The following is a 23,668-nucleotide window of genomic DNA, read 5'->3' on the forward strand; positions in this document are numbered from 1 at the left end:
GGCGGTCGCCGCCGGGACTTCCGGTGCCCCGGCCTCCGGCGGCGTGCGACTTGTCCGGCGTACTCACGTGCCTACTTCCCGATAGCCGCTTTCATGCGCGAACGCCAGGTGTCGGCGCTCATGATGGACGCGTTGTCCCACAGGCCGCGGGCCTCCGGTCCCTGCGCGTAGGTGGGTTCGAACATCTGCCAGACCAGCACCTGCGGCTTGTTCTGCTTGAAGGCGGGCGATTCCAGATACTCCAGCAGCATCACCCAGTGACCCACGTTGCCGGGCTTCCAGTTGACGGAAACCGGACGGTCCAGCGCGTTGGACAGCTTCTGCGGAAACCCGAAGTAGGGCTGCACCATGCTGTGGCCGGTGACGTGCACGGGCGCCGGCGTGTCGTCCACGAGGCTCTGGCTATCGGATTGGCGCCGCACCGTGAAGGTCTCGCGGCCCGCCTGCTTGCGCTGGTCCGGCGTGAGGAAAAGCTCGGCCAGGTCGCCATAGCGGCGCTCGTTGACCACGCTGCCCAGCGCCATGCCGGTGCCGGGCTTGCCGGCCAGCGTCTTCACGTCCTGCTTGATGCGCTGCGCCAGCGCATCGGCGGTGGCATCCGCGGCAGCCTGCGTCCAGTGCTGGTCGGTGCGATAGAAGACCTCCTGGCCGCTGCTCTTGACCCGCTGCAGCACGGCCTCGTCGTCGATGGTCGCGACGCCGGCCTGCTTTAGCTTGTCCTGGATGGTCTGATAACGCTTCTTAACGTCGGCGCTGAGCGCTTTGCCGTCCGGCAGCTTGTCCTGATAGAAAAGCGTCTTGTCCGGCAGCACCAGCACCTCAAGCTGGATGCCCTTGGCCGCCAGCGCGTCACGCGTCTCGCGCACCAACTGCGTGGACGCGTCGATGCCGCGCACATCCACCTGCGTCAGGCTGCCCCAGCCAGGAAAGAGCCAGTTGTCCTTACCCTGAATCACGATGGACGAGGCCTGCTGCGCCTGCGCCGCAGTGGCGCACGCCGCCATCAGGGCGGCCGATGCCAGCGCGCGGGCCAGCGGGCCGGAAAGGCTCGGCAGGGTGCGTTTCGGAAGACGGGTTGCGGTGTGCATGGGTGAACTCCTTGTATTGCGGATCGGCGTGCCGTCAGTACGACAGGGTCAGGTTGATGAACAGGCCCTTGGCCCGATCGGCCTGCCCGCCGCCGATGTTGAAGCGGTATTGCGTCGTCAGATCCAGGTAGGACATGGGTGCGGTGTAGTGGCCTTCGCGGAACCAGTAGCGCAGGTTGAAGCCGGGGCCGGCGCCCATCGACCACGACGTGGTGTCGCCCAGCAGCCGGTAGGAATCCGATCCATCGATGTCAAAGCCGGTGACACGGTTCTTGTTCCACAGCCAGTCCGCGCCGATGACCGCATAGGGAAAGAACACCAGCCGTTCGCTGATGGCGTCCACGCGATAGCTGCGGCCCACGCGTAGTTCGCCGGCGCCGAACGCCTGGTCGCGTTTCAGCCGGCCCGACGACTTCTCGCCGTCGACGCCCGTCGCGTTGTCGCGCAGCCAGAACTTGGCCGGCATGTCCTGCCAGGAATAGCCGGCCTGCACATAGCCTTCCATCGTGAACCAGTCGGGGCGATCGATGCGCAGCGTCGTGCCTTCGTACAGGCCGTAGGTCACATACGCGAGCCAGCCGCCGCTGCCGGCGTCCGTCTGGTAATGCGCGGTCTGGTTGTCGCGGTTCAGGGCGCAGCGCAGGGCCGCCGGGTCCGGACTGAACGTGCCCCGGCGCGTGGCGCTGCCCAGATTGAACTGGCGTTCCAGCCCGAACGTCACGCCCACTTCGGTGGACGGCGTGAAGCGCATGCCCAGCGAGCCGATCGTGGTGGGGATGCCGGATATGCCCTGGTTGGTGGCGCTGTCGATGTCGACGGTTCCGCCGCACGGGTCGGACACCGTCTGGCTCGCGGTACGGCCGCCCTTGTCGTACAGCGTGTTCGACAGGCGTCCGTACAGTTCAAAGGTCCGCGTCGAGGAATTCAGGAAGTCCGACGGCCGCCAGAAGATCTCGGCGGTGCTGAACACGGCGTCGCCTGGCACGGTGATGGCCGCGCCGCCCAATCCCGAGGATGCAGGCCGTGCCCCGCGGTAGCCCGCGGAAAAGTACCCGCCCCATTCGCGCGACAGCCCGCCGACGGCGTTGCGCGTGTCAAAGCGCTGCTGCGGCGTGAGCTCGAGTTTGCCGGCGTCGTTCTCGTCGATCGCCTCCTTCAGGCGATCCACCGCGCCGCGCTTGTCCCCGACGCCGGCCAGCGCATAGCCTTCATCCAGGATCACGGTCGGCGGCGCCTTGCCGGTGGCGCGCGCCGCCTGGAAGTCCTGCAGCGCCAGCTTGGGCTGACGCATGCGCTGGTGCAGGTAGCCGCGCTGCATCAGCAGCGTGGGGGCGTCGGGCTGCGCGGCCAGCGCGGCGCTCATGCGCGTGTTGGCCTCGGCCAGTTGCGCGGCGTTCCCGGCCGCCAGCGTGGTGGTCAGCAGGCGCTGGTACTCCTTATTGGCGGGATCCTGCTCGGCCGCCTTGCGCGCCTGGCTGATGGCTTCCTGGTAATCCTCGCGCGCGTAGGCGGCATAGGCCAGCGAGGCTGGGCCGCCGCTGCCTGCGGCATCCGACGGCAGCAGTTCGCACGAGGTGCCGTAGGGCGTGTCGCGGCAGTCCTGCACCGGCGCGGGATAGTTCGCCAGCGTCAGCGTGGCGGGGATGGCCGGGCGCGCGCCCGCGCGCTTGATGCGCTGCGCGGCCGCCTCATCCTTGCCGCCCAGCGGTTCGACCAGCGCCAGCGCGCGCGCGTTTTCGCCCGCGGCCAGGGCGGCGTCGGCCGCGATCAGGCGCACGTTGCGGCGCTGTTCGTCGTCCAGCCAGTCCTGTTTGAGCGCCGCATCGAAGTCCGCATCTGCCTCCTGCGTCCGGCCCTGGCGCTGGCGCAGGTAGCCGCGCATCAGTAGCGCAACGGTGTTCTCGTCGTCCTGCCGCATGGCGTCCGTGGCGGCTTCCTCGGCGGCGGCGAGCTGGTTGTCCAGCATGAGGGCCGTGATGAGCAGCAGGCGATGGCTGGGACTTTCGGGCGCCAGCGCGACGGCCTGCCGCGCCAGAGGCACGGCGTCGCCGGGGCGGTTGGCGATCAGCGCCTGATAGCCTTCCTCGGCCGGCTTGACTGCCATCCGGCGCTTGAGCGTCTGCTGCCGCGCGGCCAGGTCGTTGCCGTTTGGCGCGCCCAGCGACACGGCCTTGGCCGCGGCCGCTTCGGCCTCGGCGTACTTGCCCTGCGCTTCCAGCGCATCGAGCCACAGCATGGCCCATGCGCCCTGTTTGGGATCAATCCGGAACGCGCGTTCGGCGCCGCGCTCGGCTGCGGGATAGTCCGCGCGGTTGTAGTCGGCATAGGCGCGGGTGGCGATGGGAAAGCCGCGCTGGTAGGCACTGCTGGCCCGGGGCGTGGCAGGCGAGGCCGCGGGCTGGGTGCCAGGCCGGGTGGCGGCGGCAGGGCGCAGGTTGGCGCGCGCTTGGCGCAGGGCCGGCGAGTCCAGCCCGCTGGCGATGGCGTCGGCTGCGGCCTTGTCGGCTTCGGCAAGCTTGCCCTGCTTTTGCAGCGCGTAGATCAGCAAGAGGCGCAGGCGCTCCACGTCCGGGCGCAGCACGATGGCCGATTCCGCCTGCTGCTGCGCCAGCGCATAGTTGCCGGCGTCGTAGTTCTTGTAGCCCTCGTCGGCAAACTGCCAGGCCGCGCCTTCCAGCGGCGCTTCGGCCCCAGGCTGCGGTTGCGCCCCAACAGGCGCTGCGGCCCAGGCGCAGGCGAGGGCCGCGGACAGAACGAGCGAGCGAGGGAAGGACATCATGGGGGTGAAGGTTTGGTGGCGGGCGCGGCCGGGGGCTCGCCTTGTCCGGCCTGTTGGAATTGGATGGCTTCGGTCAGCGTGCCTTCGTCCAGCCAGCCCTGTTCCGTCAGGATCTGGCCCAGCGGCTTTTTCTCGCGCGCCTGGATTTCCAGGGCCTGCTCCAGCGTGGTCTGGTCGATGGCCTGCCACGACAGCAGCAGCTCGCCCAGGCGCTGGCGCTGCTGCGCCAACTGATCCGTGGACGGGAAGTCGTGCATGGTCTTGTCCCACGCCAGCCGCTTGCCCGTGATCAGATGGCCGATGAACAGACGCCACGCCCGGGCCGCCGCCATGGCGTTGATGAAATTGCCGACGATCATCCGCGGAATCGACAGCAGCGCGTGCTCCCAGCCATACATGCGGCCGACGAAGTAAGCGCGCTGCACCACGCGCAGCAGCAGGGCGACGGCATTGGCCCACATCAGCGTCACCAGCCAGCCGCCGGGCCGGAAGTACGACGGGTAGTACACCGTCCACCAGCCAAACAGGTCGGCCAGATAGAAGACGAAGAAATTGGCCAGCAGCACATAGGCCAGGATGGCGATGAAGGACGTCACCAGTCCCTTGCGATCGCGAAAGAGCAGATACTTGGTCGCGAGTGACCCCGTCCAACCCACCTGCTGCCAGCCCTGTAGCCCGATGCCCAGCGTCCAGCGCGCCTTTTGCCGGTACGCGGTGCGGAAGGTGTTGGGAAAGTACTCTCGCACGCCCAGCGGCATGCGCAGATGTGCGACCTGTTCCTTGCCCAGGCCGAACCACGATTGGCGCCGCGTCACGTACTCGACCGGGAACTTGCCGAAGATCTGGCGCATGCCGCGCTGGGCCAGACGCGCGCCGATGTCGTAGTCCTCGGTCAGCGTGTCGGTGTTGAACGGCTGATTGTTCGTCTCGGCCGCCAGCTCCACCAGCGCGCGGCGCGAAAAGCACGTACCCACGCCCGCCGACGGCACCATCTTCGACAGGCTCTCGCGCACCACCAGGTCCTTGGTGTGCCATTCGGCAAACTCGTCCATGTAGGTGCCGGCCACCAGCTCGTACCAATGGCGTTCCAGCGACGTCACCGGCAGCTGGATGAAGTCGATGCGCGGCAGCAGGTAGTTGTAGTACTTCAGCTCCAGCGGATGCAGCACGTCTTCGCTGTCATGCAGGATCACGCCGGCAAAGGGCACGGGCTGCTTGGCGTCCTGCGCGAAGATCGCCTGCACGATCCAGTTCAGGCAATCGGCCTTGCAGGTCGGACCATCATGCGGCACCTCCACACGGACCAGCTGCCGGTAGCGCCGCCGCATCCGTTCCACTTCGTTGATCGTGCGCTCGTCGTTCTGGTAGGTGCCGGCAAAGATCATGTAGTTCTTGTATTCCAGCGTCGACACCATCGTCTCGAGCATGGACGCGATCACGTCGTACTCCAGCCAGGCCGGCACCATGATCGCAAGCGGCTGCTCTTCCTTGGCGCGAAGCTGCGCGGCGGTCAGCGGCGTGTAGCGGCGCTTGATGGTCAGCGACCGCCACAGCTCGCGCACCCAGTACCAGCCGTCGATGAACAGGTCATCCAGGCTGGACAGGAGGATGATCACGCCGACGACGGCGGTCACAACCTCCAGTCCGCGGTAGTAATCCGCGATCAGGTAGGGCCAGTAGAGCGAGGACATGACGCCGTGGCCTTAATGGGGATCCTTGCGTTTCCTGCGGGCGACGCGCATGGCGAAGATCAGGAAAAGCAGCAGCACCAGCAGGCTGATGCTGATGGCCGGCACGCTCCACGAGATGTAGCGCCGCCATTCGAAGAAGGCGCTTTCCCCCGCGCCCGGCGGGTGGCTCGCGTCGGGGTTGGCGCTGTCGATCCACGCGACGGGCCCCGCCGCGCCGATGATCGCGATGTTGCCGCGATTCAGCACAAACGGCGCATCGGTCATGCCGGGCTGCTCGCCCAGCGTGTGCCACAGCACGCCCTCCTGGCCGCCCGCGCTGACGACTTCCGCGGTGCTCAGTTGCGTCAGCCCCGAGATGTCCAGCAACGTCGTGTCCTTGCCGGCCACCTTGAGCTGCTTGCGTTCATTGACCTGAACGGCGGGCTTGGCGCCGTCGACCGGCAACTCCATCGCCAGGAACGCGCGGGCCGGTTTGACGGCCTGGCCGGCGGGCGACACCGACAACTCGGCACGCGTGGCCGACACGCCGCTGGCCGCGGCGATGCCGATGACGCGCTTGATGTTGTCGGGCGCGTCGGCCAGATAGCTGTCCGGAATCAGCACCTGCGGTGACCCCGCCATCAGCGGCAAGAGTCCCACGAACGTGCCGTCGGGCTGCGCCTTGCCGGGCTTCACGTAGCTGGTCGGCAGCACGTTCACGGGATAGCCCTGCGGAATCTCGTTGCAGTCCACCGACACGGGCTGGCGCTGGAAGGTCACGCGCACCGCGTTCGTCACGCCCAGCGCATAGCCGGGCACCCGCGCCGTCAGCCGCTCGGGCCGGCCGTCGGCCTCCAGCTGCTTGGCGCCCAACAGGATGCCGTTCCAGAAGATGGACGCCACCGGGCGCGTGGACGAGGCCCCGGGCGCGGCCGCCACGTCCATGATCAGTTCATCCGGCACGCGGCCGTCGGTGGTTACGGCGGCCAGCGGAAACGACGCGTTCCAGTCCGCGCGCGCCACCACGTCAAAGCTCGCCGACGAGCCGCCCAGCGTCGACAGGCGCACGCCGCCATCCTGCATGGACTGCGGGGGGAGGGCGGTCTGCACCTGCACCTGGAGGCTTGCCAGGATGCGGCGCCAGGACGTGTCGAAAACGCCGGCGCCTTGCGCGCCCGCGTCGGCCGCGACGGCGATCACCGCCTGGCGGCCCAGCGACACCAGGCGGATCTCCTTGGACGCCAGGCCGGCGCCCGCCAGCGGCATGCGCTGCTGGCGCCATGCCTTGAACGCGTCCGCCGCATCGGGATCGGACGCAAGCTGCGCCTGCAACGCGTCCAGCGCTTCGTTGTACTTCGTGCTGAGCGCGGCATTGGCAATCACCACGTCTCCGGCGACGGCCGGCGCGCCCATCACCAGCAGGGCGCCGATCTCGGCGGGGTTGGCGAGCTTGTGCGTTTCCTTGCCGGTCAGCGCGGCAAACGCCGGCACCTGTCCCAGTCCGGCCGGGGCCTGCAGACCGCGCGTGTCGACCGCTTCGCCCACCGCCGGGAAGGCCCGGACCGCCACGCGCTTGCCGCTGCGCTCCATTGCCACGCCCAGGCGCCAGGCGCTGTCGAAGGCCTGCTGGTCCAGCTTGCGGCTGGCGACCATCAACACGGGCTTGCCCGGCAGCGAGCCCCAGGCGTCGTCCAGGCTGTTGATTGCCGACGCGTCATAGCGGTAGCTCAGCCGCGTCTGCGGCGAGATCGTCAGGGCATTGCCCGTGGCGCGGTTGCTTTCGCAGTGGCGCAGCGCGATGTCGGACTGCCAGTCCACGCCCAAGCGCAAGAAACCCGACTCTCGCGTGCGGCGTTCGACGGCGAGCGTCCGGCTGGCCGAGCCTTCGCCATCGGCGACGCGCTGCGCCGTTTGCGGCACGCCGTCCAGCCACAGCACCATGCTGGTCCGCCCCGGCTCACCCTTGGTGTAGCGCGCGTCGAAATCCAGCCGCGCGTCCGTGACCGGCACACCGTGCGGCACCGGCAGATAGAACTCCTGCCGTGCATCGCTGTTGGACAGAACGACGGGCTCGGTGATGCCCAGGTCTTCCAGCGTGGTGCTGCGCGTCACCATGTCGTCGCTCTGCAGCCGGCGCAGCGCGTCGCCGGCCGGACTGGCCAGCGCGGCCAGCGGCGCCAGCAGCCCCGCCGCGAGCAGGGCGCGGCACAACGTACGGACATCGGTGGCTTGTAAGGAGGAGGGCATGAAAGCTCCAGGCAAGATAGGCATCGCGGCAGAAGTCAGAGGGAGGAGTGGGCGGCAGCGTGGGGAGCGAATTCCGAAACGGCGCGGCCGCAGAGCGCATCGACAATGCGCTGGCTGGCCTTGCCGTCGCCGTACGGATTGATCCGCCGCGAGAAGGCGCTGTGCAGCGCGGGGTCATCAAGCAGGCGGTGCACTTCGGTGACGATGCGGCGCGTATCGGTGCCCACCAGCGCCACCGTGCCGGCCCGCACCGCTTCGGGCCGCTCGGTGACGTCGCGCATCACCAGCACCGGCTTGCCCAGATAGGGCGCCTCTTCCTGGACCCCGCCCGAGTCGGTCAGGATCAGATGCGCGCGCTGCATGAACCACACGAAATCCAGGTAATCCAGCGGGTCGATCAAATGCACGTTGGCCAGCCCGGACAGCTCTGCCATCACCACGCCACGCACCTGGGGGTTCAGGTGGACGGGGTACACGATCTGCAGGTCCGCGCGCCGCGCCAGATCGGCCAGCGCCGCGCAGATGTTGCGAAAACCCTCGCCAAAGCTCTCACGCCGGTGACCCGTCACCAGCAGCAGCCGTCGGTTCGGGTCCAGCCATGCGTAGCGGGTCTGCAGCATGCGGCTCAGCGCGCTGCCGGCGGTCAGCTTGGCGCAGGTCATCGCCAGGGCGTCGATCACCGTGTTGCCCGTCACCGTAATGCTGCCCGCCAGGTTTTCGCGCAACAGATTGCCGCGCGACTCCGCGGTGGGCGCGAACAGCAGGTCGCCGATCGCGTCGACGACGCGGCGGTTCATTTCCTCGGGAAACGGCATCGCCAGGTTACCGGTGCGCAGCCCGGCCTCGACGTGACCGATGCGCACGCGGCGATGGAACGAGGCCAGCGCACACGCCGACGCGGTGCTCGTGTCGCCATGCACCAGCACACAGTCCGGTTTCTCCGCTTCCAGCACGCCATCCACGCGGCTGATCAACCGGGCGTACAGGCCATTCAACGTCTGGTTGGGCACCATGATGTCCAGGTCGTGCTGCGCCTTCAATTCGAAGAGCGCCAGCACTTGATCCAGCATTTCCCGATGCTGCCCGGTTACGCAGACCACGCTCTGGATCTGCGGCTCGTTTTGCAACGCGGTAACCAGCGGAGCCATCTTGATGGCTTCGGGACGCGTGCCGAAAATCGACAGGACTTTCATGGCGGTGTGGCCCCCAGCGCCAGTGGCATTTTCTTGCGGCTATTTTGTCTTGAAAGCATTCGTAATATGTGTCGGAATATGTCGAGCTTTCCTGGCATCCGGTGCGTCGTAAAGCCTCGCTTCGCGCGATCGCATCACAGGGGAGACGCAGGTTTCATCCGGAATTTGGGGTCAATTCACCTGTGGCCGTTACAACTGCCAAGATAAAGCACGAAACAATAAATTTCCGTTATGAACGCCGGGCTTTAAACGCGCCGATTCGCGCCAACGGAAATGCCGCGTTGCAAAACGGGGCCGTTGTGCGGATAATCACGAGTAATTCTTATTTAGATTTCCGGGCGTCCCAGGATGGCCCGAGGTCCTTCTACCGCCGTGGCCAGCGACGCGCCGTCCTCACAAATCGAATCCCTGTACACCCACCATCACGGATGGCTTCATGGGTGGTTGCGCCGACGCCTGGGCAATTCGTGTGACGCGGCCGACCTGGCGCACGACGCTTTCGTGCGCCTTATCCAGAAGCCGCGCCGCTTCGACAGCGCTCCCGAGGCTCGGGCGTATTTGCGCGCCATGGCCAACGGCATGTGCGTGGACCTGTGGCGGCGCCGCCAGATCGAGCAGATGTGGCTGGAAGAGCTGGCCGCGCGGCCTGAGGCCGTGGCCCCGTCGGCTGAACATCAGGTGATCGTCATCCAGGCGCTGCTGGAAATCGACGGCATGCTGCGCAGCATGCCGGTCAAAGCCGCCAATGCTTTCGTCATGGCGGTCGCGTGCGAGATGTCCGACAAGGAAGTGGCGCAGGAGCTGGGTGTGTCCACCCGAATGGTTCGCAAGTACGTCGCCCAGGCCATGCTGCACTGCCTGATGCTGGAGGCGCGGTCGGTGGCCATCGAACCGCCGATCCATGTGAATTCGGCCGCGCCCGTGGGGACCGGTTCGGCATGACAGGCTGGGATTTCCGCGTTCGAGGCGCAACATGACCTCCGTGCAATCCGCCGTCGAGCCCACGCACCAGGCGCTTGAGCAGGCTGCCGAATGGTTTGCGCTGCTGCGCTCCGGCGAGGCCACGCCCGACGAGCGCCGGCGCTGGCAGTCCTGGCTTGAACGCGCGCAGGAAAACCGGACCGCCTGGGGCTACGTCGAGCGCATCAGCAGCCAGTTCCAACCCGTCCAGTCCAGCCCCGGCCGCGACGCCGCCGCCAAGGGCTATTGCATGGCCAATAGCCGCATGGCGCGGCGGCGTCAGATGTTGTTCGGCCTGGCGGCGCTGGCCGGCACGGGCCTGTCCGGACTGGCGGCGTGGCGCCTCACGCCGCTTCCCGGCGTGGTGCTGGCCTGGGCGGCCGATCACCGCAGCGCCACCGGCGAGGTCCGGCAGATCGAACTGGCTGACGGTTCCGTCGTCTGGCTCGGCACCGGCAGCGCCTTCGACGAGGATTACAGCGGCGGCCTGCGCCGGCTTCGCCTCTTGGCAGGCGAAATACTGATACAGACCGCGGCCGATCCCGCACGCCCGTTTGTCGTCGATACCCCGCAGGGCAGGGTGCGCGCCCTCGGCACGCGATTCACGGTGCGGCTCGACGGCGACGAGACGCTGGTGGCGGTCTACAAGGGCGCCGTCGAAGCGCGCACCGCCGTCACGGGCAGCACGCGCGTTATCCAGACGGGCGAGCAGACGCGCTTCACGGATGCAGCGCTGGCCGCCACGCAATCTGCCGACCCCGCGCGCGAGGCCTGGTCGCGCGGCATCCTGGTCACCAACAACACGCCGCTGGCGGATGTCGCCAGCGAGCTGCAGCGCTATCGCGGCGGCGTGCTGCGCGTGGCGCCCGAGATCGCCAACCTGCCGGTCATCGGCAGCTATCCGGCCACCGACCCCGATCGGGCGCTGGCCATGCTGGAAGGCGTTCTGCCCATCCGCATCCAGCGGACCTTGCCGTGGTGGGTCAGCATCCAGCCGCGAGGCGGTCCGGTCGGCAGCCGCTGACGCGATCCTCACCCTTTCCCGCCGCCCGCCCGTCCGCGATTCATCGCGATTCGCACGGCATCGCAACAATTTTTCTCCCGCCCGGTTCCGCTTTTGAGGTTCTCGTTCGATTCCCCTAATGAGAGCGAATTCAATCGCACGGCTCGTCGATAAACCTCATCGGAACCCAGTTCGTCATGCCCCGTCATTCAGTCCTTGCCGCTAAGCGGCCGCCCCACTCATTCCGCCGCCTCGCGGGCAGTTCCCGCCTGACCTGCTCGGCGCGTGTCGTGCAATTGGCGATCGCGGGCGGCGTGGCGGTCCTGGCGGTCAACGCGCCGGACGCTGCCGCGCAGCCCGCGGCGGCCCAACAATCCGCCGCCGCGACGCGGCACTACGACATTCCCGCGGGCCCGTTGAGCACGGTGCTGGCGCGTTTTGCCAGTGAGTCCGGAGTGCTGGTCGCAGGCGCCGGCGAGCTCGCGCAAGGCAAGCAGAGCCCGGGCGTATCGGGCAACCTGGACCCGCGCGCCGCATTGAACGCCTTGCTGGCAGGCACCGGCCTGGCCGCGACACCGGCAGAGGGCGGCAGCTATGTGCTGCACCGCGCGGCGCCCGCCGGCGTCGCCACGCTGGCGCCCGTCACCGTGCAAGCCGACGGCTTCGGCGCGACGGAGGGGGCGCATAGTTACGCCATGACCGGCCCCTTGTCTTTTGCCACCGGCCTGCCGCTCACGCAGCGCGAGACGCCGCAAACCATCAGCGTCATGACGCGCCAGCGGATCGAGGACGAGGGCGTCGACAGCATCGAGGCGCTGCTGGACCGCACGCCGGGCATCTCGGTGCAGAACATCGGCACAGGACGGTTCTCGATTCTTTCGCGCGGCTACAACATCGATAACTATCAGTTTGATGGCGTTCTGACCGCGACCGACATCGTGTCGCAGAACATCCCGCAGAGCCAGACGGACTTGGCCATCTATGATCGCGTCGAGGTCCTGCGCGGCGCAACGGGGCTGATGACGGGGGCGGGCGATCCCTCGGGCACCGTCAACCTCATCCGCAAGAAGCCCACGCGCGAATTCCAGGGCTATGCCAGCGTGGGCGCAGGCACCTGGGGCCGTGGCCGCGGCGAACTGGACGTGGGCGGGCCCATCAACGACGCCGGCACCTTGCGCGGCCGCTTCGTCGCTGCGCACGAGCAGGGCAACACGCATATCGACTATTACAAGGAAAACAAGTCGGTTTTCTACGGCGTGCTGGAGGCCGACCTTACGCCGAACACAATGCTCACAGCGGGCATCGACTACCAGATCAACGATCCGCGCGGACAGTCGTCGACCGGACTGCCGCTCTTTTACGCTGACGGTCAGCAGACCGATTTCAAGGCGTCCGACAACGCCGGGGCACGCTGGAACACCGACGAGCTCAAGGTCTACAACGCCTTCCTCAACCTCGAGCACAAGTTCGTCAACGACTGGAAGCTCAAGTTTTCGGGCAACTACCTTCACGGCAAGCGCGAATTTTCGTCGGCCGACGCCAGTTGGGGTTTCGTCGAGCGCAATACGGGCGACGGCGTGCAGTTCTATGGCGGCCTGGGCAGCGCCCGCCAGCGCCAGACCGGCTTCGACGTGCAGGCGGCCGGACCATTCGAATTGTGGGGAAGGCAGCACGAGTTCGTCGTGGGAATGAATTGGGCGGAGTTCAATAACTATCACGAGCCGGCCGACGACGACATCGAAGGCCGTGACGTCAACATTTACACCTGGGGCAACGACCCTGCAGGGCCCACCGCGTCAGGCCAGAAACTCATGGATTACGACGGCTGGCAAAAGCAGCAGGGCGTCTATTCCGCGTTGCGCCTGAAGCCCACAGACGACCTCGCCGTCATCGTGGGGGCGCGCGTCAGCAACTACCGCTACAAGCTCTCGCAGATCTACACGTCGCCCGCGCTGGCGCGAAACAACAAGATCACGGAAATGAGTGAGAGCGGCGTTGTCACGCCCTACGCCGGCATCGTCTACGACCTGAACGACCAGCATTCCGTCTACGCCAGCTACACCAGCATCTTCAAGCCGCAAAGCGCCCGCGATCGCAATGGCAACGTGCTGGACCCGCGCACCGGCGACAACTACGAAATCGGCTTGAAGAGCGACTACTTTGGCGGCCGTCTCACCAGCGCCATCGCGCTCTATCAGATCCGCCAGGACAACCTTGCCGAAGTCGACGAAGGCCAGTTCGTGCCCGGCACCGTGCGGGAACCGGCGTACCGCGCCGTCAGCGGCGCCAAAACGTCGGGCCTGGATATCGAGTTCAACGGCGAATTGGCCCCCGGCTGGCAAGCCGCGCTCAGCTACAGCTACAGCATCACCAAGGACGGCGAGGGCGGGACTATCCGAACGATCTTCCCGCGCCACATGGCCAAGCTGTGGACCACCTACCGCCTGCCCGGCGACTGGCATCGCCTGACCGTGGGCGGCGGCGTCAACTGGCAAAGCCGCATCTACTACAGCGCCACCACCTGGTCCCTGCCGGGCGTCACCCTCAAAGGCGAGCAGCCCGCCTACGCCGTCGCCAACCTGATGGCGCGCTACGACTTCAACCGCCAGCTCTCGGCCACGCTGAACCTGAACAACGTGTTCGACAAGAAGTACCTGCAGGGGCTGGACACCACCTTCTACACCGGGATTTACGCGCCTACCCGCCACGCCATGCTGACGTTGAAGTATCAGTTCTGACCTGGGAGGCCGCGCCCGCGCCCGACCTGCTTCGGTGGGAGGGGGGAAGGCTGACGTGGGCGGCCAGGCGACCCGAGCTGCCTGACGCGGCCACCCTAATGCGAGTAAGGTACGGGAAAGGCCGTTTCGCCTGGCACGCCGGCCTGTGCCGCCAGCAGGAACCGAACACCATGAAGATTCATCACGCAGCGCTGCGCCTGGCGCTCGCCGGGGCGGCCATCGCAGCCCTCGCCGCCTGCGCAGAGACCCCGCAGCAACCGCGAAACAACGTGGACTACCGCAGCCGGCCGCTGGATTCGCCGGCGGGTTCCAACAACAACGCCAACCCGTCCGGCCAGCGCCTGACGATTCAATCGGGCGAGGGCGAACGCCTGAATCTCCCCTGGTTCATCGAAGGAGCCCAGGACTGGGTGAACCGGCAGTGACCCAGACGAAAAAAATCCTCAAGGGTCTGCACCCTTGAGGATTTTTGGTTTCAGCTGACGTTGCTGAACGGAATTTGGTGGAGCCGGGGGGAATTGAACCCCCGTCCGCAAGCCCTCCGCAACCAGTTCTACATGCGTAGTCGATTTATTTGGTTTTAACTTTGGACTTAGCCAACCGACAGGCCGGACCAAAGCGATTCACGTAATTTAAATCTGAGCCGTGTGACCCCAGCGCAGACCGATTCCTTGTGAATGTCGCTGCTGCGGTTCGAGGGTTACCCCCCTAGGAAGTTGCCTTCCTCCGCCTGACCCAAGGACAGATCAGTGCAGCGGCTCACCGCTTAAGCGGCGAGAGCGAAACGCTCGTCGTTGGCGTTTGTAGTGTTCCAGTGGTTTAACGAGCGTACTGGTGCTCGGCATGCCCTGAGTTGTTTCGCGACCCACGTCGAATCCGGATCGGCCCCAAGACCTTCCATTGTACTGCAAATGCAAGCGCCTGCCATCCTGTAAACCCAAGCGGTGTCAAGCGTGGCGGGGGCGAGACAAGCTTGGCGTCAGGCCGCGTTGGCGCACGCCGCCTTGGATTGCCGCCGGCCCCGGGACGCCGCCATCATCAGCGCGGCCAGCCCGACGGCAACCGCCACGATGACGGCCGCGGCGCCGCCCAGCGTCGCCAGGCCGTAGTGGTCGATCACATGTCCGCCAACCACCGCGCCCAGGCCGATGCCGATGTTCGCGCCGGAGATGTTCAGCGACGCGGCAAACGCGGGCGCCTCGGGGGCGGACTTCATCAGCCGTACGTGGCAGACGATGAAAAGTGCGGCCTGGGCGATTCCCCAGATGCCCAGCGCGACGGCCAGCAGGCCGTGCGATTGCATGACCGGCGCGACGAACGCCAGGCCAACCGCCATCAGCGACGAAAACAGCGCCGTCGCGCCGAGCGGGCTGCGGTCCACCAGGCGTCCGCCCAGCGTGTTGCCCACCAGCCCGACGGCGCCAAACGCCATCATCGTCCAGCCGACGGTCTCGCCGTCAAAGCCGCCCAGCCGCTCCAGCATGTCGGCAAGATACGTATAGGCCGTAAACATGCCGGTGAAAACCAGCAGCGACAGCACCACATGGCTCACAACGATGGGTTTGCGCAGGATCCGCAGCTGCGTGACGAGGCGCACGCTGTCGGCGCGGATGCGCGTGCTGGGGAAGGTCAGCAGCAGCAGCAGGGCCTTGGCAAACGCCACCACGGACAGCACCCAGAACGCGGCGCGCCACCCGAACGCGTCCGAGATCAGCACACCGATCGGAATGCCGAACACCGTGGCGGCGACGATGCCGAACGCTACCGTCGAAATGGCGCGGCCGGCGCGCGCGGGACCCACCAGTTCGACGGCGGTGGCGCTGGCCAGCGACCAGAACACCGGCAGGGCCAGCGCCGGCACAAAGCGCGCGATCGCCATGATCCAGATGTTGGGCGCCACGGCGGCCAGCGCGTTGGACAGGCCAAACAGCACCAGCACCCCGATGAACAGGCGCTTGCGTTCCATGTTGGCCATCAGGGCGGTGAGCAGGGGGCCGGTCGCCGCGACCGTGAAGGCAAACAGCGTCACCAGCAAGCCTGCCTGGGAAACGGTCACGTCCAGATCGCGGGCAAGGCCGGGCAGCAGCCCCACGATCAGGAACTCGGTGGTCAGGATGGTGAAGCCGGCGGCGGAAAGTAGTAGGATGGGCAAAAGCATAGGCATTCCTTGGACGCGAGGCCGGATGGCGCCGCGCGGGCAGGGAGTTGAAGGCAAGGTCAAAAGGTCGGGCGTGCGCCGCGTCAACGTAGCGGGCACGGTGCGGCGGGACGCGGAGGTCCGCCAGCACGGAGATGTCGTCGCCGCCTGCGGGAGGCTGCAACGCCGGCATGAGCCGGAAACGGAGCGATCCGGACAACCCCGGATCGCGATGCACGGTTCACACTTTAGGGGAGATCGCCGGACGGATAAACCCCCGGCATCCGGATAGATTGTTCGGCCTGCTGCACTAATTCGACAGAACAATCGCCGGCAGCTGCGGCGTCATCAGCGGGGATGCCGCGTTGGAAGGTGCGTCATCACCGAAGGCGGGGCGTGACCGAAGGCGGGGCGGACGGGCAAACGACCCAGCCCCGGCATTTAGCGCAAGTCGCGGGGCAGCAGCGGCTCGATGGCGGACCAGAGTTCCTCTGGCGAATTCGCGCAGGTTTCCGCCTGCCAGGCAATGACGTTGTCGTCTTCGCCGACATAACCATAGGCCGCGGCGACAGCGGGCATGCCCGCCGCGTGGGCGGCCTGGATATCGCGCAGGTCATCGCCGACGTAGACGCAGCGGTCGGTCTCAAAACCCGCTTCGCGCGCGGCGTGCTGCAAGGGCAGGGGATGCGGCTTGGCGTGGGCAGTGGTGTCGCCGCAAACCAGCACGGCGCTGTCGCGCGTCAGGTCCAGGAATTCGACGATGGGCAGGGTCAGGTAGGTGACCTTGTTGGTGACGATGCCCCAGGACATGCCACGGTTGCGGATGTCGGCCAGCAGGTCTTCGATCCCGGGGAACAGCTTGCTGTGCACCGTCGAGCTGGCGGCGTAGTCTTCCAGAAACTGCAGGCGGGTGGGCTCATAGTCCGCGTCGCCCGGTTGCAGGTTCAGCGCCACGCGCAACAGTCCGCGCGCGCCCTGAGATGCCACGGGACGCAGCGCCTCGTATGCCATTGGCTCCAGGCCGCGGCGGGTGCGCTGACGGTTCGCGGCGGCTGCCAGGTCGGGGGCGGTGTCGGCCAGGGTGCCGTCGAAATCAAACAGGATCAGGGCGCTCATTTACGGGTTGCCATCAGATAGTTGACCGAGGTGTCGGAAGTCAGCGAGTAGATCTGGGTGATCGGGTTGTATTCCATGCCGCGCATGCTCACCGGTTCCAGGGCGGCGCCGCGCGCCGCCGCCGACAGCTCGCTGGGCTTGATGAACTGGTCGTAGGTGTGGGTGCCGCGGGGCAGGAGGCGCAGGACGTACTCCGCGCCGATGATCGCGAACACGAACGACTTGGCGTTGCGGTTCAACGTCGAAAAGAACACCCAGCCGCCGGGTTTCACCAGCGTCGAGCAGGCGCGCACGATCGAGGCCGGATCCGGCACGTGCTCCAGCATTTCCATGCAGGTCACCACGTCATACTGGCCTGGCTGCTCGGCAGCCAGTTCTTCGACGGGCACCTTGCGGTACTCCACCTTCACGCCCGATTCCAGGCCATGCAGGCGCGCGATCTTCAGGGACTTGTCGGCCAGGTCGATGCCGGTTACATCGGCGCCGCTGCGGGCCATCGCTTCCGACAGGATGCCGCCGCCGCAACCTACGTCCAGCACCTTGCGGCCGGCCAGGCTGCCGGCGCATTCCTGAATCCACTCCAGCCGCAGCGGATTGATGGCGTGCAGCGGCTTGAACTCGCTTTCGGGGTCCCACCAGCGGCTGGCCAAGGCGCTGAACTTGTCGATTTCTGCCTGATCGGCGTTGACGGAGGCTTGCGCGGTGTCGTGAGTTTGCGTGTTCATGGGCGGTCCGGCGTAAGGCTGCTCTATATATAGAGGGGTCCAGCGCGCTAGGCGAGGAAGGGGCTTGCCGATGCACCAGAGGGGTGCATCGCAGGCGAAAAAAAGGGCCTCGCTATGCGAGGCCCCCTTATTGTAGCTAGTCCGGCAATTACTTGCGGCTACCCACGATTTCGATCTCAACGCGACGGTTCTGGGCGCGGCCTTCCTTCGTCTTGTTGGAAGCGATCGGCTGCAGTTCGCCCTTGCCTTCCGTGTAGATACGGTTGGGGTCGATGCCCAGGCTGACCAGGTAAGCCTTGACCGAAGCGGCGCGGCGCTCGGACAGCTTCTGGTTGTACTGTTCGGTACCGATCGAGTCGGTGTGGCCGACGGCGATGATCGTTTCCAGATCGATGGTGCTGGCTTGCTGAGCGACTTGCTGCAGCAGTTGGCGACCTTCGGGCTTCAGGGTCGACTTGTCGAAGTCGAAGAACGTGTCAGCATTGAACACGACCTTTGCCGCCATCGGGGCCGGCTTCGCCTTCTGTTGGGCAACCGGGACGCCGTCGCAACCGGGGATACCGGTGGCCGGGGTCCAGAAGGCATCGCGCCAGCACAGTTCGTTCGTGCCGTTCTTCCAAACGTTACCGAACGGGTTGCGCCAGTTGTCCACGGTTTGCGCGGAAGCTACACCAGAGGCCGTGACGGCGGCGAAGGCGAGCGCCAGAGCGAATTTGGAGGGTTTGTTCATGTTTCTCCTCGTTGAGCTTGAAGCTGGATAAGTGACTCGCAGCGAACCCCCGCCGCATATCAGGAAAACGGGGCCAGTATAGCAACGCCAAGAGCTGGTTCAAAGGAATAGCTACTGGGTTTCCTGCGTGCTGGAAACAATCTTAAGGCATTTGGGGGGCTTTGGCTTCCCTGGACAGGCGCATTAATGCTGGATATGACGTTTTCGGCACTCCTGCCGTTTCCCATGTTGGTTTTTGACAACAGGGCCGCAGGGCGCGGGTGGGCGTGGCCGGGCGGCGTTTCTGATCGGTCCGTTGCGGCCCGCTTGCGGCGCCTTCGGACGGCCCATCGGACCGGTCCCCCAATCGAATGATAGAATTTCCTGTTTACCCGGCCCGGGTTCCTCCTTACACGATTCTGTCGTTATATATATGGATTCCTTTGCCAAGGAGACGCTTCCGGTATCGCTGGAAGAAGAGATGCGCCGCAGTTACCTCGATTACGCGATGAGCGTGATCGTCGGTCGGGCGCTACCGGATGTGCGGGACGGCTTGAAGCCTGTCCACCGGCGCGTGCTCTACGCGATGCACGAGCTGAACAACGACTGGAACCGCGCCTATAAGAAGTCAGCGCGTATCGTCGGGGACGTCATCGGTAAGTACCACCCCCACGGCGACCAGTCCGTGTACGACACCATTGTCCGCATGGCGCAGGATTTCTCCATGCGCTACATGCTGGTCGACGGCCAGGGCAACTTCGGTTCCATCGACGGCGACAACGCCGCGGCGATGCGTTACACCGAAATCCGCCTGGCCAAGATCGCCCACGAACTCCTGGCCGACATCGACCAGGAAACCGTCGACTTCGGACCCAACTACGACGGCAGCGAACAGGAACCCCTGCTGCTGCCGTCGCGCCTGCCCAACCTGCTGGTCAACGGCAGCTCCGGCATCGCGGTGGGCATGGCGACCAACATTCCGCCGCACAACCTCCAGGAAGTGGTCGACGGCTGCCTGTACTGCCTGCGCAATCCGGCGTGCACGGTCGATGAGCTGATCGAGCTCATCCCGGCGCCGGACTTCCCCACGGGCGGCATCATCTATGGCATGTCCGGCGTGCGCGAAGGCTATCGCACGGGTCGCGGCCGCGTCATCATGCGCGCCAAGACGCACTTCGAAGACATGGAGAAGGGCAATCGCCAGGCGATCGTGATCGACGCGATTCCCTACCAGGTCAACAAGAAGACGCTGCAGGAACGCATCGCAGAGCTGGTCAACGACAAGAAGATCGAAGGCATCTCCGACATCCGCGACGAGTCGGACAAGGACGGCATGCGCCTTGTCATCGAGCTCAAGCGCGGCGAAGTGCCCGAGGTCGTGCTGAACAACCTCTACAAGAACACCCAGCTGCAGGACACCTTCGGGATGAACCTGGTGGCGCTGGTCGATGGCCAGCCCCGCCTGCTCAACCTGAAGCAGATGATCGACTACTTCCTGCAGCATCGCCGGGAAGTGGTCACGCGCCGCACGGTTTTCCAGTTGCGCAAGGCCCGCGAGCGCGGCCACGTGCTGGAAGGTCTGGCGGTGGCGCTGGCAAACATCGACGATTTCATCGCGATCATCAAGGCGGCCCCGACTCCTCCTGTCGCCCGTCAGGAACTGATGGCGAAGTCCTGGGATTCGTCGCTGGTGCGTGAAATGCTGTCGCGCGCCGACGGCGACACGCCGGGCGGCCGCGCGGCTTTCCGTCCGGACGATCTGGGCGTCGAGTTCGGTCTTCAGGGCGACGGCCTGTATCGCCTGAGCGATACGCAGGCCCAGGAAATCCTGAACATGCGCCTGCAACGCCTGACCGGGCTGGAGCAGGACAAGATTGTTGGCGAATACAAGGACATCATGTCCACCATCGCCGACCTGCTGGACATCCTGGCCCGTCCCGAGCGCATCACGACGATCATCAGCGAAGAGCTGCAGGCCATCAAGGCCGAGTTCTCGACCGGCGCCAAGGATTCGCGCCGTTCGGAAATCGAACTGAACGCGACGGAACTCGATACCGAAGACCTGATCACGCCGACCGACATGGTCGTGACGCTGTCGCACGGCGGCTACATCAAGAGCCAGCCGCTGTCCGAGTACCGCTCGCAAAAGCGTGGCGGGCGCGGCAAGCAGGCGACGGCCATGAAGGAAAACGACTGGATCGACCAGCTCTTCATCGCCAACACGCATGACTTCCTGCTGTGCTTCTCGAACCGCGGCCGTGTGTACTGGCTGAAGGTCTGGGAAGTGCCGCAAGGCACGCGTAACTCGCGCGGCAAGCCGATCGTCAACATGTTCCCGCTGGCCGACGGCGAGAAGATCACGGTGGTGCTGCCGGTCAAGGAATTCAGCGAAGACCACTATGTCTTCATGGCGACCTCGCGCGGCACGGTCAAGAAGACCCCGCTGTCCGACTTCTCCAACCCGCGCAAGGCCGGCATCATCGCCGTCGACCTTGACGATGGCGACTACCTGATCGGCGCGGATCTCACCGACGGCAAGCACGACGTCATGCTGTTCTCGGACGCCGGCAAGGCCGTGCGCTTCGACGAAAACGACGTGCGTCCGATGGGCCGCAACGCCCGCGGCGTGCGCGGCATGATGCTCGAGGACACGCAGACGGTCATCGCGCTGCTGGTCGCCGGCGACGAAACGCAGACGGTGCTGACCGCCACCGAAAACGGCTACGGCAAGCGCACGCCGATCGCGGAGTACACGCGCCATGGCCGCGGCACGAAGGGCATGATCGCCATCCAGACCACCTCGCGTAACGGCAAGGTGGTGGGCGCGGTGCTGGTCACGCCTACCGATGAGATCATGCTCATCACCACCGGCGGCGTCCTGGTGCGCACCCGTGTCGCGGAGATCCGCGAAATGGGCCGTGCGACGCAGGGCGTCACGCTGATCAACGTCGACGACGGCAGCACGCTGTCCGGCGTGCGCCGTGTCGTCGAAAGCGACGCGGACGATGACGGCGAACTGGACGAAGACGGCCAGCAAACCGGTGGCGACGACAGCAACGACGCAGCAGATTCGACGGAACCTACGGAGCAATAATGGCCCGCCCCTGGAACTTCTCGGCCGGCCCCTCGGTCTTGCCCGAGGTGGTGCTGCAGCAAGCCGCTGCAGAAATGCTGGACTGGCACGGCAGCGGCATGTCCGTGATGGAAATGAGCCATCGCGGCAAGCATTTCGTGCAGATCTGCGATGAAGCAGAGTCCGATCTGCGCGACTTGCTGGGCCTGCCGGCCGATTACGCCGTCATGTTCATGCAAGGCGGCGGTTCCGGGGAAAACGCCATCGTTCCCATGAATCTCATGGGACGCCGCGGCGCCCCAGCTGCGGATTTCGTCGTGACGGGCCATTGGTCCAAGCGTTCGTACAAGGAAGCCGGCCGCTACGGCAGCACGCACATCGCGGCCAGTTCCGATCACGCCACCAAGATCGACGGCCGCGAACAGGCGCCGCTGACCTGGGTGCCGCCTGCCGATACCTGGCAGGTGCGCAAGGAATCGGCCTACCTGCACCTGTGCAGCAATGAAACCATTGGCGGTGTCGAATTCCTGGACTGGCCCGACACCGCTGACCTGGGCGCACCCGACGTGCCCCTGGTCATCGACGCCTCTTCGCACTTCCTGTCGCGCCCGATGGACGTGTCGCGCTGCGGCATGATGTACGCCGGCGCGCAGAAAAACGCTGGCCCGGCCGGCGTCACCATGGTCATCGCGCGCCGCGACCTGATTGGCCAGGCCTTGCCGATCTGCCCCTCGGCGTTCGACTACGCCAACGTAGCGGCCGAACACTCGCGCTACAACACCCCGCCCACCTTTGCGATCTACATCGCGGGCTTGGTGTTCAAGTGGGTCAAGGCCAACGGCGGCGTGGCCGGCATGGAAGCCGCCAACAAGGCGAAGGCCAATCTGCTGTACGGCTACCTGGACAGCACCGGCTTCTACCGCAATCCCATTCACGCGCCCGTGCGTTCGCGCATGAATGTGCCGTTCGTGCTGCATGACGAGTCGCTCAACGACGCCTTCCTGAAGGGCGCCGAGGCAGCGGGCCTCACGCAGTTGAAAGGCCACAAGAGCGTGGGCGGCATGCGCGCCTCCATCTACAACGCGCTGCCGCTCGAAGGCGTGGCGGCGCTGGTCGAGTACCTGAAGGAATTCGAGCGCCGCCATGGATGACGAGCTGCAGCGCAAGCTGCTTCCCCTGCGCAAGCGCATCGACGACCTCGATGCGCAGATCCTCGATCTTCTGTCGCAGCGCGCGCGCGCCGCGCTCGAAGTGGGTGAGGCCAAGCATGCCGCGCACGCCGATGGACCCGTGCTGCGTCCCGAACGCGAAGCCGAGGTCATCCGCCGCCTGCAGCAGATCAATCCGGGTCCGTTCCCGAACGCCGGCGTGGCGTCGGTCTGGACCGAAATCATCTCCGCATGCCGGGGCCTGGAGCGCGGCATGACCGTCGCGTTTTTGGGACCGCAGGGTTCGTTCTCGGAGCAGGCTGCGCTGGAACACTTTGGCCATGCGGTCCAGAAGCTGCCTTGCGCCTCGTTCGACGAGGTCTTCCGGGCTGTCGAGGCCGGTCAGGCAGACGTGGGCATGGTGCCGGTGGAAAATTCCACCGAAGGCGCTGTCAACCGCAGCCTGGACCTGCTGCTGAACACGCCGGTCAAGATCCTGGGCGAGCGTTCGCTCGTCATCCGCCATTGCCTGATGTCGCAATCGGGCGGCATGGACGGCATCAAGACCATTTCCGCGCACCCGCAGGCGCTGGCCCAGTGCCAGGGTTGGCTGACGCGCAACTATCCCGACGTCGAGCGCGTGGCCGCCTCCAGCAATTCCGAAGCAGCGCGCGCCGCCGCGTCGGATGCGAGCATCGCGGCCATCGCCGGCGAAGTGGCCGCGCCCGCCTGGAACCTGCAGATCGTCGCCGCCGGCATCCAGGATGACCCGCACAACCGCACCCGCTTCCTGGCAATCGGCAACATCGAGCCCCTGGTCAGCGGCAAGGACAAGACCAGCCTGATCCTGGCGGTGCCGAACCGCGCGGGCGCCGTCTATGAAATGCTGGCGCCCCTGGCCGCCAACGGCGTGTCGATGACGCGCTTCGAGTCGCGCCCCGCGCGCACGGGCCAGTGGGAATACTATTTCTACGTCGACGTCCTGGGCCACCGGAACGACCCGAATGTCGAGCGCGCCCTGGCGGCCCTGCAGGCGCAGGTTGCCTACCTCAAAGTGCTGGGCTCGTACCCGGCGCAGTGAA

16 protein-coding genes and 1 other RNA gene are annotated in these 23,668 nt (G+C 66.1%); 7 read left to right on the forward strand and 10 right to left on the reverse strand.

Annotated features, from left to right (window positions below; translation table 11 throughout):
• Positions 1–71: 71 nt before the first annotated feature.
• Genes AC6CIE_RS11915 through wecB form a run of 5 tightly spaced genes read right to left on the reverse strand, consistent with a single transcriptional unit; the run spans position 72 to position 8,977 of the window.
• Positions 72–1,088: an alginate O-acetyltransferase AlgX-related protein gene (locus AC6CIE_RS11915; protein WP_498092283.1), complete on the reverse strand. Its 1,017-nt coding sequence runs from the start codon at positions 1,086–1,088 to the stop codon at positions 72–74.
• 34 nt (positions 1,089–1,122) lie between these two features.
• Positions 1,123–3,867, reverse strand: coding sequence for an NfrA family protein (locus AC6CIE_RS11920; RefSeq protein ID WP_498092284.1), 2,745 nt, complete (start codon positions 3,865–3,867; stop codon positions 1,123–1,125).
• Complete coding sequence (locus AC6CIE_RS11925) at positions 3,864–5,558, reverse strand: glycosyl transferase family protein (RefSeq protein WP_175122847.1); 1,695 nt, start codon at positions 5,556–5,558, stop codon at positions 3,864–3,866. The genes AC6CIE_RS11920 and AC6CIE_RS11925 overlap by 4 nt, the downstream gene beginning before the upstream one ends.
• Positions 5,559–5,570: 12 nt before the next feature.
• Positions 5,571–7,784 (reverse strand): cellulose biosynthesis cyclic di-GMP-binding regulatory protein BcsB, encoded by a 2,214-nt coding sequence (locus AC6CIE_RS11930; RefSeq protein WP_498092285.1) that lies wholly within the window; start codon positions 7,782–7,784, stop codon positions 5,571–5,573.
• A gap of 35 nt (positions 7,785–7,819) precedes the next feature.
• On the reverse strand, positions 7,820–8,977 hold the full coding sequence (gene wecB, locus AC6CIE_RS11935; RefSeq protein WP_218345154.1) for a non-hydrolyzing UDP-N-acetylglucosamine 2-epimerase: 1,158 nt from the start codon (positions 8,975–8,977) through the stop codon (positions 7,820–7,822).
• Positions 8,978–9,325: 348 nt separating this feature from the next.
• On the opposite strand from wecB, the gene AC6CIE_RS11940 reads away from it, so the two are divergent.
• The 4 genes from AC6CIE_RS11940 to AC6CIE_RS11955 all read left to right on the forward strand — a co-directional run bounded on the left by AC6CIE_RS11940 (position 9,326) and on the right by AC6CIE_RS11955 (position 14,103).
• A complete protein-coding gene (locus AC6CIE_RS11940; RefSeq protein WP_239212454.1) occupies positions 9,326–9,919 on the forward strand; it encodes a sigma-70 family RNA polymerase sigma factor in 594 nt (197 codons plus the stop codon).
• A 31-nt stretch (positions 9,920–9,950) separates the two neighbouring features.
• Positions 9,951–10,961, forward strand: a complete 1,011-nt coding sequence (locus AC6CIE_RS11945) for a FecR domain-containing protein (protein ID WP_498092286.1) — start codon at positions 9,951–9,953, stop codon at positions 10,959–10,961.
• Positions 10,962–11,230: 269 nt separating this feature from the next.
• Positions 11,231–13,678: a TonB-dependent siderophore receptor gene (locus AC6CIE_RS11950; RefSeq protein WP_498092287.1), complete on the forward strand. Its 2,448-nt coding sequence runs from the start codon at positions 11,231–11,233 to the stop codon at positions 13,676–13,678.
• Between the two features lie 170 nt (positions 13,679–13,848).
• Positions 13,849–14,103: a hypothetical protein gene (locus AC6CIE_RS11955; RefSeq protein ID WP_498092288.1), complete on the forward strand. Its 255-nt coding sequence runs from the start codon at positions 13,849–13,851 to the stop codon at positions 14,101–14,103.
• A 75-nt stretch (positions 14,104–14,178) separates the two neighbouring features.
• Here AC6CIE_RS11955 and ssrA read toward each other — a convergent pair.
• The 5 genes from ssrA to ompA form a co-directional block, all read right to left on the reverse strand.
• Positions 14,179–14,567, reverse strand: a transfer-messenger RNA (tmRNA) gene (ssrA, locus tag AC6CIE_RS11960).
• 90 nt (positions 14,568–14,657) lie between these two features.
• Positions 14,658–15,836: an MFS transporter gene (locus AC6CIE_RS11965; protein WP_498092289.1), complete on the reverse strand. Its 1,179-nt coding sequence runs from the start codon at positions 15,834–15,836 to the stop codon at positions 14,658–14,660.
• Positions 15,837–16,256: 420 nt separating this feature from the next.
• A complete protein-coding gene (locus AC6CIE_RS11970) occupies positions 16,257–16,931 on the reverse strand; it encodes an HAD-IA family hydrolase (RefSeq protein WP_175122840.1) in 675 nt (224 codons plus the stop codon).
• Positions 16,928–17,656 carry a bifunctional 2-polyprenyl-6-hydroxyphenol methylase/3-demethylubiquinol 3-O-methyltransferase UbiG gene (gene ubiG / locus AC6CIE_RS11975; protein WP_105237922.1) on the reverse strand — a complete coding sequence of 243 codons (729 nt, stop codon included), beginning with the start codon at positions 17,654–17,656 and terminating at the stop codon, positions 16,928–16,930. The genes AC6CIE_RS11970 and ubiG overlap by 4 nt, the downstream gene beginning before the upstream one ends.
• 148 nt (positions 17,657–17,804) lie before the next feature.
• A complete protein-coding gene (gene ompA / locus AC6CIE_RS11980) occupies positions 17,805–18,386 on the reverse strand; it encodes an outer membrane protein OmpA (protein WP_056322232.1) in 582 nt (193 codons plus the stop codon).
• 412 nt (positions 18,387–18,798) lie between these two features.
• Here ompA and gyrA point away from each other — a divergent pair, with 412 nt between their 5' ends.
• Genes gyrA through pheA form a run of 3 tightly spaced genes read left to right on the forward strand, consistent with a single transcriptional unit; the run spans position 18,799 to position 23,667 of the window.
• Entirely contained in the window at positions 18,799–21,459 is a 2,661-nt protein-coding gene (gyrA, locus tag AC6CIE_RS11985) for a DNA gyrase subunit A (RefSeq protein ID WP_175122839.1), read from the forward strand.
• Positions 21,459–22,589: a 3-phosphoserine/phosphohydroxythreonine transaminase gene (gene serC, locus AC6CIE_RS11990; RefSeq protein ID WP_218345148.1), complete on the forward strand. Its 1,131-nt coding sequence runs from the start codon at positions 21,459–21,461 to the stop codon at positions 22,587–22,589. The genes gyrA and serC overlap by 1 nt, the downstream gene beginning before the upstream one ends.
• Positions 22,582–23,667 (forward strand): prephenate dehydratase, encoded by a 1,086-nt coding sequence (pheA, locus tag AC6CIE_RS11995; protein ID WP_175122837.1) that lies wholly within the window; start codon positions 22,582–22,584, stop codon positions 23,665–23,667. Before serC ends, pheA begins: the two co-directional genes overlap by 8 nt.
• The last annotated feature ends 1 nt before the right edge of the window (position 23,668 follow it).

It is taken from the genome of Achromobacter sp. GQ309 (genome assembly GCF_059759315.1).